At 46.5% G+C, this 10,979-nt stretch carries 12 protein-coding genes and 1 pseudogene; 6 read left to right on the top strand and 7 right to left on the bottom strand.

Annotated elements, in window-relative coordinates; all coding sequences use genetic code 11:
- Positions 1-98: 98 nt before the first annotated feature.
- Positions 99-266 (top strand): annotated as a pseudogene (locus QUA99_RS30815) (IS4 family transposase); the annotation flags it as partial.
- A 302-nt stretch (positions 267-568) separates the two neighbouring features.
- Positions 569-898 carry a hypothetical protein gene (locus tag QUA99_RS30810; RefSeq protein ID WP_333244803.1) on the top strand — a complete coding sequence of 110 codons (330 nt, stop codon included), beginning with the start codon at positions 569-571 and terminating at the stop codon, positions 896-898.
- Positions 899-1,133: 235 nt separating this feature from the next.
- Here the strand turns inward: QUA99_RS30810 and QUA99_RS30805 are convergent, their stop codons facing one another.
- The gene (locus tag QUA99_RS30805) at positions 1,134-1,631 is read right to left on the bottom strand and encodes a pentapeptide repeat-containing protein (RefSeq protein WP_333244806.1); all 498 of its coding nucleotides are present in this window, start codon (positions 1,629-1,631) and stop codon (positions 1,134-1,136) included.
- A gap of 109 nt (positions 1,632-1,740) precedes the next feature.
- On the opposite strand from QUA99_RS30805, the gene QUA99_RS30800 reads away from it, so the two are divergent.
- Entirely contained in the window at positions 1,741-2,109 is a 369-nt protein-coding gene (locus tag QUA99_RS30800; protein ID WP_333244809.1) for a phage holin family protein, read from the top strand.
- Positions 2,110-2,113: 4 nt separating this feature from the next.
- Here the strand turns inward: QUA99_RS30800 and QUA99_RS30795 are convergent, their stop codons facing one another.
- Complete coding sequence (locus tag QUA99_RS30795; RefSeq protein ID WP_333244812.1) at positions 2,114-2,944, bottom strand: cobalamin biosynthesis protein; 831 nt, start codon at positions 2,942-2,944, stop codon at positions 2,114-2,116.
- A 114-nt stretch (positions 2,945-3,058) separates the two neighbouring features.
- Between QUA99_RS30795 and QUA99_RS30790 the strand changes: the two genes are divergently transcribed.
- The gene (locus QUA99_RS30790; RefSeq protein WP_333244815.1) at positions 3,059-3,421 is read left to right on the top strand and encodes a hypothetical protein; all 363 of its coding nucleotides are present in this window, start codon (positions 3,059-3,061) and stop codon (positions 3,419-3,421) included.
- Positions 3,422-3,429: 8 nt separating this feature from the next.
- Here the strand turns inward: QUA99_RS30790 and QUA99_RS30785 are convergent, their stop codons facing one another.
- Together QUA99_RS30785 and QUA99_RS30780 are read right to left on the bottom strand one after the other, a co-directional pair.
- Positions 3,430-3,951, bottom strand: a complete 522-nt coding sequence (locus QUA99_RS30785) for a GNAT family N-acetyltransferase (protein WP_333244818.1) — start codon at positions 3,949-3,951, stop codon at positions 3,430-3,432.
- 24 nt (positions 3,952-3,975) lie between these two features.
- Complete coding sequence (locus QUA99_RS30780; protein WP_333099815.1) at positions 3,976-4,593, bottom strand: TetR/AcrR family transcriptional regulator; 618 nt, start codon at positions 4,591-4,593, stop codon at positions 3,976-3,978.
- A 387-nt stretch (positions 4,594-4,980) separates the two neighbouring features.
- On the opposite strand from QUA99_RS30780, the gene QUA99_RS30775 reads away from it, so the two are divergent.
- Both QUA99_RS30775 and QUA99_RS30770 read left to right on the top strand, forming a co-directional pair.
- Entirely contained in the window at positions 4,981-6,576 is a 1,596-nt protein-coding gene (locus QUA99_RS30775; RefSeq protein ID WP_333244821.1) for a pitrilysin family protein, read from the top strand.
- Positions 6,577-6,770: 194 nt separating this feature from the next.
- On the top strand, positions 6,771-8,252 hold the full coding sequence (locus QUA99_RS30770; protein WP_333244831.1) for a pitrilysin family protein: 1,482 nt from the start codon (positions 6,771-6,773) through the stop codon (positions 8,250-8,252).
- Positions 8,253-8,477: 225 nt separating this feature from the next.
- Here the strand turns inward: QUA99_RS30770 and QUA99_RS30765 are convergent, their stop codons facing one another.
- The 3 genes from QUA99_RS30765 to QUA99_RS30755 all read right to left on the bottom strand — a co-directional run.
- Entirely contained in the window at positions 8,478-9,224 is a 747-nt protein-coding gene (locus tag QUA99_RS30765) for a Uma2 family endonuclease (RefSeq protein ID WP_333244824.1), read from the bottom strand.
- A 104-nt stretch (positions 9,225-9,328) separates the two neighbouring features.
- Complete coding sequence (gene asnS, locus QUA99_RS30760) at positions 9,329-10,720, bottom strand: asparagine--tRNA ligase (RefSeq protein ID WP_333244825.1); 1,392 nt, start codon at positions 10,718-10,720, stop codon at positions 9,329-9,331.
- A 12-nt stretch (positions 10,721-10,732) separates the two neighbouring features.
- A partial coding sequence (locus tag QUA99_RS30755) for a hypothetical protein (protein WP_333244828.1) occupies positions 10,733-10,979 on the bottom strand: 247 nt, incomplete at its 5' end.

The raw sequence follows: 10,979 nt of genomic DNA, 5'->3' as shown, positions 1-10,979 counted from the left end.
ACTGTAATTAACTCATAATTTTGCCGCAAATATCATTCTACTATGTATTTGTGTAATTAATTCTGTCTGACTACTTATGCAAATGATTTAGGATTGCTGTATTAGGACATTGGGCTGTGCGATCGTTAATTGGTCAAACAGCGCATAGTACAGAAATTTCCCCATTAAGTATTTCTTTCACGGGTACATTACGAGTTATTCGTCGTGCTGTCCCAAAAATTCAGCGATTAGAACCACAAGAAATCCCCTTTTTTAAACTTGGTTGAATTTGGAGATACTTAATGCAAGTTTACCGCAAAGAGTGAGCGAGAAACAACCCAATAGTTGTCAAAAAAACTGTTGCAAAATTTAAATCTAAAAAAATTAAACACAGAGGTACTGGAATAAAAATTAATCCTCCTGTTTTTGATATCTTAAAGCCTCCCAATCCTTAAGTAAACCGTATTGGCAAATAGCCAGGGAAGCAATCACCCTCAAACCACCAACCAGCGGCCCTGAACGTAAAGAACTAACGATTAGTGGATGGTGCATTCGTTATTGGGAAGTCCGGGAGGATAGTTCAGAGGGATTGGAATGGATTCTATTTACCACTGTTGCTGTGACAGATGCGGCAGCAGCAAAAGAACAATTGGATTGGTATGCTACAGGCTGGGTAATCGAAGAGTATCATAAGTGTCTCAAAAGCGGTTGTGGGATTGAACAACGGCAATTGGAGACTGGAGACGGACTGCTGAGATTGCTAGGATTTTTGGCAGTTGTAGCTGTCAGGTTATTGCAGTTACGTACTGCTAGTCGTATGGATGGAGCAGCAGACGCTCGTCAATTCGTCCCTAATTATATGTTAAAAGTCCTTTCGGCCCGCCGAGGCTTGTTTAAGGAGCAATTGACGAGGGTCTGAATTTGGGAAATCTGCAGCTCGCTTGGGTGGTTTTATTGGCACAAAATCGGATGGGAATCAAGGCTGGCAGACGTTATGGCGTGGTTGGACAAGATTGCCAGATATGTGTTGGGCACTCCAATTAGCAGCCCAACACTTTTGAAAATGTGGGTTGAAAAATGTGGGTAATGACAAGGGCTAGAAGCCCACCCCTATCAATATTCCAGAAATTGAAATTAGGTAATGATCAAATAAATCAGCGGCATCCCAAGGAATCGCGAGTAGAAATCCCTGTTTGAGAATTAATTCCGGTGGCTTTTGTACACAATTCTTTAACTTGTGCTCCGTCCATAATTGCGTCAGTAAAGTCAGCGCCGGTGATATCAACTCCGTCAAAAGTAGAACGCAGCAAAATCGTTTCTGCTAAAATGGCATCACTTAAATCGGCATTAGTAAATTTAACTTGATCTATCATTGCATTAGTTAAATTTGCGCCGTGCAAATTAGCCTGAGTCATCACCGAAGCGCTCATAATTGCTCCCCGCAAATCGGCATTAGAAAAATTAGTCAAGTCCATATTAGCGTTAGAAAACTCAGCGGCCCGCAGCATTTGACCGGAAAAATCGCGTCTTGTCAGTTCGGCGTTGCTAAAGGACAGCGGAGGAGCGTAATATTTAGATTGAGCCTGGGCTGGCTGCTGCTGGATGAAGATAGTTAGCGCCAAGAGGAATGCTGCTAGTTGCCGGAGTTTCATAAGTCTGATATTCTCGGAAGGTGGGTATTTCGTAGTGTATCCCGAACTTTGGTCGATCGACTAAACAGTTACAATCTTAATTAAGAGTGATGGAGATGGAAAAAAAGATATGCTAAGTTTTTTCTTAACTTGGATAGTAGCAGCGGTTTCGCTGATCGTTACCGCTAACATTGTACCAGGTATTTCGGTGGTGAGCTTTCCGGCGGCGATGCTGGCTGCTGTTGTTATCGGATTGGTGAACGCGGTTGTCAGACCGATTATTACTTTGCTGACGCTGCCTTTGAGCATTATTACTTTAGGTTTGTTTTTGTTTGTTGTGAATGCAATTTCGCTTTCCCTGGCTTCGTGGTTGGCGGGTGCGTTCAATATCGGCTTTGCGGTTAGCGGTTTTTGGCCGGCTTTGTTTGGTTCGATTGTGTTGTCATTCGTTTCTGGGTTAATCGGTCGATTTGTGAATGCCAATACTTTGTCTCAGTAATAGATTATCCCAGATACTCGATCGGGCAAACTGCAACCGCTACTGTTACAGCAGAACCCGCCCTAACCCCTCCTTGTAAAAGGGGGGGATTTTTAGCGCGAAATATTTTTTTAGGGACTAAAAGCCTTTCACGGGCGGGCTGGATGCCCACCCCACAAGCAGATTCACTCTTCGCTTCACAGGCATCTTGCCTGTTGTTGAGAATTGTGGAACAGGCATCTTGCCTGTTCTCGAGCATGGTAGAAGATATCAGTTCGATCGCACAAAGTGCTGCTGCTTCTGCTACACTGGGCGTCCCGACTTCTTTGACTGCAATATTTGAAGGATTGGGGACTTCTACGGAACTTAAAATGTCAGCCGCAAAGGTTTTTAACGGCCAATTTCGCTCTTGACAAAGTTCTAACAAGCCGACTTCACCTGATTTAGTGTCTATTGTAGCAATACCTGCGATCGCACTTTCCGCTAAATGATAGGCACGGCATACTTGTTTAATCGCAGTTTCGATTAATTCTTTGTGGGTTCCGCGTTCGCAACCTATCCCTATCCACAACACTCTTGGATGCCACTGAACCTTTGGCAAAGCAGATTCCGGCGAAAATCTTCTCTGCGTGAAACTAATCCAAATTCGGGCTTTGATAGTTGATAGATTTTCACCCTCCCAATACAAAGAATGTTTTTCGGGCAGACTGTTTTGCCACAAAGTAGAACCAACTTCTTGAATTACTTCTACAGTTTCCCCTCTAGCAATAGCCGCCGCCACTCCTGTCCAGTCACCTTCCCCCCGCTGCCAACCGCTGGGAATGTGTAGCATATCTAACGTAAATTCAGAACTCATTATTCACAGATATAATCTTTAGTTTCACTCCGACCGCAATCTGTTAAAAAAGTTACACTCTTACTTAAAAACTTCTGTATAATTTTAGCACAAACTGCAAAAAAAACATTTAATATGGTAGAGTTGAACCAGTTACTGTTAGAGTTTGAAAGCAACCTCACATGGGAAGCAGTGATCGAAGAATGGAAAGAACGTCGCGACTTTTGGATGAGCGAGGTGTCAGCAGCAATTGACCAAAAACACCTAGCCAAATTGCTAGTTGAATTAGAATCAAATTTTCAGCGAGAAGCGGTACAAAGTCTCTGGAAAATGATCCGTGAAAGTTGGGTAGAAGAATGTCATATAGCAGCGACGCTGGAAGAAGTATCAAGTCTATTACTGGAACTTGAAAGCAATACAACTTGGGAAGTAGTGACGGATGAATGGCAGAAAAACCGGGAGAATTGGGTACAGCAAATGTACGAATTTATAGAGTAATAATTCACTCAATCAAAATCCACTTTCATGGTGAATGATGTCCCTCCTGTGCGGTTGATTGTCTCGCTTCCCTCAATTACTTTAAATCCCGATCGCTCGTACAAACTCAGGGCTCGATTCGAGCTTCTGACACTCAGGGATACCGATCGATAAGATGCTTTTGCGGCTGACAGCAAACGAGTCAGCAACTGCGTTCCTACACCCTGATTTGTATATTCTGGAAGCACGGCAATCGCCAATTCCGGGGTAGTATCGTCAACCCAGCCAAAGCCCTTGTCATCCTCTGTAAACAAACGCAGCCAGGCTGCTCCTACTGGCTGGCTGCCGTTCAATTCGATCGCTGCAAAGCCCAAATCGCTTGCACGTCCCCAATTCTGGACATATTTCGCAATTAAAGGATGATTGACAACAGCTTGCACCGTTGATTCACCTTCTTCTGCCATGTGCGCCGCTTCATACAGCATTTGCCACAAAAAAGGCTCGTCTTCCTGCGTTAGCGGCCGAATAGAATAGTGCAAAACTTTGCTCATAACAAGTTTTCCCTGTTGCCCTAATTATTCATCTTTAATTAAAACCCCATTCAAAAAAATATCTGCGAGTCCTTCAGCCATTTCCTGCATTTGCTGGGGTGAAGCATTCGGCTCCATAATCGTATTTTGACTGAAACCCGCGACTGCAAACATTCCCAAAAACACCTGAGCGACAATCTTCGGATTCATCTTCCGATAAACTCCTTTTTCCATCGCTGTTTCAAAAAAAGCCTCAGCCACATTGGTCATTTTTCCGATGACTTCCAACTGAATTCGATCGCGCAAATCCGGGTGAAATTGCGCCTCCAAAAAACACACCCGCATCATGTCGCTATTCTCGCGGATATTCAGCATCCGCCGCCGCATCACCTGAGCCACTGCTTTGTAACTCCCCATCTCGCTTAATTCAGTCAGCAAATCCGTCAGCAACTCCACCCATCCTTCCGTCGCCACCTCAATCAAAATCGCTTTTTTATTATCAAAATGCCGAAATAGCGTACCCTCCGCCACCCCCGCCGCCGCTGCTAAATCGCGAGTTGTCGTGCCGTCGTATCCGCTGCGGGCAAACAACCGCTGAGCGGCTTGTAAAATCCGCTTCTTGGTTTCTGTTTCAGAAGGAGGAGACTGATTAAAAATTCGCATGGCTTTGCAATCGGTAATTTGCGGCTTAGATCTACGGGAGCGGGACTGAAAAACTAAATTATGTTAAGTTTTAATTTGTGCGTGACTTTAATCTTAAACTGGAAGTGACGCAACAGATCGCTTATGCCCCCAAAAATCTTTATGCTTAAAAAGCATCTCTTGTTATTCGGCATAAACTTCTTGCCGTTTGACAATCCAAAATCTCAAATCTCAAATCTCAAATCCCATGACCCTTTGTGAGATTTGCTGTATCAGCCTAACATCTGGGGCGCAACAGATCGCTTATGCCTCCAAAAATCTTTATCCTTAAAAAAGAATCTCTGGCCGCCGAGCACAAACATTTTTTGTTTGACAATCCAAAATCTCAATTCTAAAATCTAAAATCGAATGACCCCGCAGTTCCAAAAACCCCGTGAAGCGAAGCTATCCCGTAGGGAATCGCCCGCGAGCCAAACTCGATTCATCGCCTTCGTGCTGGCCGCTGTTCTGCTGTGGTGGGGCATTTCTCCCGAAATCGCCCTCGCCCGCCCCAACCCCGCTAGCGGCTCCCAAGCAGTCTCTGTTCAACCGTCGCTCGATCGAGTAATCAAGCAAGTCAGCGAATTTAAGCTCGACAACGGCATGACATTCATCGTGCTCGAAAGACCGAGAGCACCCGTAGCATCGTTTCTGATTTACGCCGATGTCGGCGGCGCAAACGAACCCGACGGTCAAACAGGTGTCGCTCACTATCTCGAACATTTAGCCTTCAAAGGCACGCCAAAAATCGGCACTACCGACTACCAAGCCGAAAAGCCGCTGCTAGAAAAACAAGACCAACTCTTCGAGCAAATGCAAGCAGCCAAGGCCAGCGGCAAAACTGAAGAAGTCGCCACATTAAAAGCAGAATTCGACAAAGTTGAAGCGGAAGCTTCGCAATTTGTCAAGCGCAACGAACTGGGCAAAATAGTCGAACAAGCCGGCGGAGTCGGACTAAATGCCGCTACTTCTACCGACGCCACAATGTATTTTTACAGCCTGCCAGCTAATAAGTTAGAAATGTGGATGTCGCTGGAATCCGAGCGATTTCTCGAACCAGTATTTCGGGAATTTTACAAGGAAAAACAGGTAATTTTAGAAGAGCGCAGGCTGCGAACCGAGAATTCTCCGATCGGACAAATGGTAGAAGTTTTTGCCAACAAAGCTTTCTCTGTTCATCCCTACCGCCGCCCCGTAATTGGCTACACTGAAGACATTCAAAACCTCAGCCGCAGCGACGTGCAGAAGTTTTTCGAGACTCACTACGTCCCCAGCAAGCTGACTGTGGCGGTGGTAGGAGACGTGAAATCTTCGGAGGTGAAGCGACTCGCTCAAATTTATTTCGGCCGTTACAAGGCTTCACCAGCGCCTCCAGAATTGCAGATTGTCGAACCTCCCCAAACGCAAACTCAGGAAGTCACGCTGCAATTAAAAACTCAACCTTGGTATTTGGAAGGATACCACCGGCCGGCGATGAATCATCCCGACAATGCGATTTATGAAATGATTGGTTCTTTGCTCAGCGATGGCCGCACTTCTCGGCTTTACAAATCTTTGGTAGAACAACAGCAATTGGCGCTCGCGGCTCAAGGTTTCAGCGGTTATCCGGGGGACAAGTATCCGAATTTGATGTTATTTTACGCTCAAACTGCTCCGGGCCGCACGGTTGATGAAGTAGCCTCCGCTTTGAGCAAGGAAATCGATCGCCTGAAAACTGAGCCGGTTTCTAATTTGGAATTGGATCGAGTGAAAACTCAGGCGAGAGCCGATTTGTTGCGATCGCTCAATTCTAATATGGGCATGGCATTTTCCCTGCTGGATTATCAAGTAAAAACCGGTTCGTGGCGAAATTTGTTCAAGGAATTAGATGCGATCGCGGCTGTTACTCCCGCTGACATTCAGCGTGTCTCTCAGGCAACTTTCCGCCCGGAAAACCGCACGATTGGTAAGCTTTTGCCGCTGTAAGAAGAAGGTTCGGCAACGGATTCGCTCGACGGATGTAACGGATGTCAGTCCGATGGAAGTCGGAAGTCGGAAGAAGGAAGAGGGAAGAGGGAAGAAGGAAGAGGGAAGAAATACTCGTTTCCAGGCTCTGCCTGGGAACGCATATCGGCGAGGCTCTGCCTCGAATTGTCAAATTAGGAAACATTGGAGAAAGAATGAAAAGGACTAAATTGAAACTGAAAAAAGTAAAGTTATTTCTGCTATCGCTTTGCTTTTTTACTGTTTCACTGGGCACGTTTAATTTGTTACCTTCCTTTGCGGCGGCACCCAAACACTACGACGAATTAACATTTCCCCCGCTGTCAGAAATTAAACTGCCTCAATACACTCGCTTCGAGCTGAAAAATGGCATCCGGGTGTATCTGATGGAAGACCGGGAACTCCCCTTAGTCGGGGGAACGGCGCTATTTCGCACGGGCCAGCGTTTTGAACCGGCCGAGAAAATTGGATTGGGAGGTTTGACGGGAGAAGTGATGCGAACTGGCGGCACTAGCCGGCATACGGCTGATGAACTAAATCAGTTGCTAGAACAGCGAGCAGCTTCGGTAGAAACGGGGGTTGATGTTAGTTCTGGCATCGCTAATTTTAGTGCTTTAGCTGAAGATGTGGAACCCGTGTTTGACTTATTTGCGGAAGTGATTCGGGAGCCAATATTTGCTCAGGAAAAGTTAGATTTAGCGAAGAATCAAACTCAAGGTGCGATCGCCCGCCGCAATGACGATCCTAACGATATTACCGGTCGCGAGTTTGACAAGTTAATTTACGGCGATCGCAGTCCTTACGCGCGCACGGTAGAATACAAAACCCTCGCCAATATTTCCCGCGACGATGTGGTGAGTTTCTACCAGAAATATTTCCATCCCAAGAATATGATTTTGGGTATTTCTGGCGACTTTGATACTGCTAAAATGCGATCGCTCGTCGAGCAAAAATTCGGCAACTGGCAACCCGCTCAAAGTGCAGAAGTGCCTGCGCTACCAACCGTATCGCCAGCAAATGGGGGCGGCATATTTTTGGTAAATCAGCCGCAATTAAGCCAAAGTTACGTGCAAATGGGACATTTGGGCGGAATGCTCAGCAGTCCAGATTACGGTGCTTTGGACGTAATGAACGGGGTTCTCAACGGTTTCGGCGGCCGTTTGTTTAATAATGTGCGATCGCGCCAAGGCTTAGCTTATTCAGTATACGCGGCTTGGAGTCCGAGATATGACTATCCGGGGATGTTTGTCGCTGGAGGCCAAACGCGATCGGACGCAACAGTACCGTTTATCCAGGCAATTCGCGCCGAGATCGATCGTATCCGCACCGAACCAATTACCCCGGCAGAATTAGCTTATGCTAAAGATTCCACCCTGAATTCTTTCATTTTCAAATTTGAAAATCCCAGTCAAACTTTGTCGCGATTAATGCGCTATGAATACTACGGCTATCCCGAAGATTTCATTTTTCGCTACCGCCGCAGCATCGAAGCAGCAACAATTGCCGACGTGCAGCGCGTAGCCAAGACTTACTTGAAACCGGAGAATTTGATAACATTAGTAGTGGGAAATACGGAGGCAATTCAACCGCCGTTATCGAGTTTGGGAAACTCGGTCAAAGTGCAATCTGTTGATATCACAATTCCCTCGGCAACTTAATCGGTAATATCATCTCCGGTCGAGCGACCGCGATTTTTTTAGGGGTTTCCCTCACCAACAATACCTGCCAATAATTGACAATCTCAAAAACCCGCCCGACCGGGATATTATGGTTAATCGATCGGACATGATATAATAAGGAATAAAGTCATTACTACAAACCATTTTAAGGTTCGTAGTAATGACTTTATTCCTCTCTTTTTGTGTCACAAACATCCCGCCCTTTCATGCCAGCCGATCGGGATCGACACCCAACTCGCGCAACTTTGCCGCCAATACATCCGCCCGCTGGCGTTCCTGTTCTGCCCGCTGCCGTTCCTGTTGGGCCTGTTCCGAACTCCACAGCAGCAAATTTCCCTGGGAATCCCACCAGCGCAGCCAATTCATAGTTTGCCCCAGCCGTTCCCCCGACCAAATCCCCAACCACAAATCTAACTCGGGAATCCGCACCCGTCCCTCAGCATCAGCGGTCTGCGCTGCATAACCCCCATTTTGCAAATACCGCACTTCCAGCTTGGGCTCGTAGGGATCGTAGGTAACATAGGTGGGCACTTGCAAAATCTGCTCGTAGAAGTAGAGCTTGCCATAGGGAGGAGTCGATCGCGCCGACAGTTCGGCGTAATCTTCGTTAGACAAAAACTCCATCACCACCGATACCGGCGCCCCCTCCAGATTCGGCGTGTAACTGCGGCGAATCGTGCCCTCTGCGACTCGATGCACTTGCGGCGCGTAAAACCAATCCGGTGCTTTGACTACAGTCTGCTTATTTACTGTCGCTACCAGTCCAAAATTGGAACCGATTAGGGCGATCGGCCCAATAAGTCCAGCGGCTCCCAGAGCATCGGTGAGAGCGGCCGCAAGGGGCGGTTGTTGAATATTTTCCACGGGATCGTCCGGTAATACAAAGTCGGCTGGTAAGGCTTCCCAGGTGACAGTTGGTGCTTTGGAACTCGATGGGATTTGAAGAACCATTAGTTTATACCATTTTAAATTTTAGTAGGGACACGGCATTGCCGTGTCCTCCGGGTAAGGATACGGCATTGCCGTGTCCCTACGTTTTCCCCCACAATCGTCAACTAAAAATCAATACTCAAAGGCGCTCTCGGAAACGGAATCACATCCCGAATATTCCCCATTCCAGTCATAAACTGCACTAAGCGCTCAAACCCCAAACCAAAGCCAGCGTGAGGCACAGTACCGTAGCGGCGCAAATCCAAATACCACCACAATTCCTCCTTATTCATACCCTGGGCTTCCATGCGCCGCTCCAACACATCCAGCCTTTCTTCCCGCTGCGAACCGCCGATAATTTCCCCAATATTAGGAGCCAAAACATCCATTGCTCGCACCGTTTTCTCGTCATCATTTAAACGCATATAAAATGCTTTAATCCCGACGGGATAATCGCTGACAATTGTCGGCTTTTTAAACAAGTCCTCAGCCAAATAGCGCTCGTGTTCCGACTGCAAATCCAAGCCCCAACTTACCGGAAAATCAAACTTTTTGTCGGCTTTTTCCAAAAGTGCGATCGCCTCGGTATAAGTAATCCGCTCGAACTGATTGTTAATGATATTTTGAGCAGTAGCCAAAACCGTTTTGTCAATGCGCTCGTTGAAAAACTCCATATCTTCCGGGCAATGCTCCAAAACGTATTTAAAAATGTACTTTAAAAACGCCTCTGCCAAATCCATATCTCCCTGCAAATCGCAGAAAGCCATCTCCGGTTCAATCATCCAAAACTCCGCCAAATGCCGCGAAGTATTAGAATTTTCCGCTCGAAAAGTCGGGCCAAAAGTGTAAACGTTGCCGAAAGCCATCGCCATAACTTCCGCTTCCAACTGCCCGCTAACTGTTAAATAAGCGCGCTTTCCAAAAAAGTCTTTAGCATAATCAACTTCTTGCGAATCAGTGCGCGGCACGTTCTTTAAATCAAAGTTGGTAACGCCGAACATTTCCCCCGCACCTTCGCAGTCGCTAGCAGCAATAATCGGAGTGTGAACCCACAAAAAACCGCGTTCTTGAAAAAATTGGTGAACCGCCGCCGAACAAGCATTGCGGACTCTAAAGACAGCACCGTGGGTGTTTGTGCGCGGTCGCAAATGCGCGATTGTCCGCAAAAATTCAAAGGAATGGCGCTTTTTTTGCAGCGGATAAGTTTGCGGGTCTGCATCGCCGTAAACTTGTACTTGTGACGCTTTCAACTCAATTCGCTGTCCCTTCGCCGGAGATGCTACCAGCACTCCCGACACTTCTAGAGATGCACCTGTATTCAGTTGTTTCAGTACATTTTCAAAGTCTGGCAAATCGGAATTTATGACTACTTGCAAGTTAGCCATCGCCGAACCGTCGTTGACTTCGACAAAGGCAAATTCTTTCAATTCGCGCTTAGTGCGAACCCAGCCTTGAACAGTTACAGTTTCGTCGGGTTCACCTGCGCGCAAAATTGCTGCTATTCGTTGATTTGTCATATCCACTCCTGTTTATTTAATATTTTGCACCATATTTCTCTGCTTCGTAAAACTTACCCAAACTTTACTAAAGTTATCTTTAATCGCAGTTCGGCGTTTACTTCCTGCGCTGTTGGGTGGTCGGCCATCCCAAGGTAAGCAGGCTATCCCCCCATAGCCGAGGGTTCCCAATTTAAAATATTTGGTAGTGCCCTGAAGGAAAGGATCAGAGTACGTTATGATTAGAGAAGTGTTTGCCATAGCGTGATATGACATTAGA

The organism is Microcoleus sp. F10-B2 (assembly GCF_036704965.1).
Classification (GTDB): Bacteria; Cyanobacteriota; Cyanobacteriia; order Cyanobacteriales; family Microcoleaceae; genus Microcoleus.
Note: the sequence above shows the minus strand (reverse complement) of the source record. Positions and strands in the feature narration are given on the sequence as shown.

Excerpts from the sequence above, each read along its gene's own strand:
- QUA99_RS30805 (WP_333244806.1), bottom strand. The coding sequence starts at position 1,631 with ATGAAACTCCGGCAACTAGCAGCATTCCTCTTGGCGCTAACTATCTTC.
- QUA99_RS30800 (WP_333244809.1), top strand. The coding sequence starts at position 1,741 with ATGCTAAGTTTTTTCTTAACTTGGATAGTAGCAGCGGTTTCGCTGATC.
- QUA99_RS30795 (WP_333244812.1), bottom strand. The coding sequence starts at position 2,944 with ATGAGTTCTGAATTTACGTTAGATATGCTACACATTCCCAGCGGTTGG.
- QUA99_RS30790 (WP_333244815.1), top strand. The coding sequence starts at position 3,059 with ATGGTAGAGTTGAACCAGTTACTGTTAGAGTTTGAAAGCAACCTCACA.
- QUA99_RS30785 (WP_333244818.1), bottom strand. The coding sequence starts at position 3,951 with ATGAGCAAAGTTTTGCACTATTCTATTCGGCCGCTAACGCAGGAAGAC.
- QUA99_RS30780 (WP_333099815.1), bottom strand. The coding sequence starts at position 4,593 with ATGCGAATTTTTAATCAGTCTCCTCCTTCTGAAACAGAAACCAAGAAG.
- QUA99_RS30775 (WP_333244821.1), top strand. The coding sequence starts at position 4,981 with ATGACCCCGCAGTTCCAAAAACCCCGTGAAGCGAAGCTATCCCGTAGG.
- QUA99_RS30770 (WP_333244831.1), top strand. The coding sequence starts at position 6,771 with ATGAAAAGGACTAAATTGAAACTGAAAAAAGTAAAGTTATTTCTGCTA.
- QUA99_RS30765 (WP_333244824.1), bottom strand. The coding sequence starts at position 9,224 with ATGGTTCTTCAAATCCCATCGAGTTCCAAAGCACCAACTGTCACCTGG.
- asnS (WP_333244825.1), bottom strand. The coding sequence starts at position 10,720 with ATGACAAATCAACGAATAGCAGCAATTTTGCGCGCAGGTGAACCCGAC.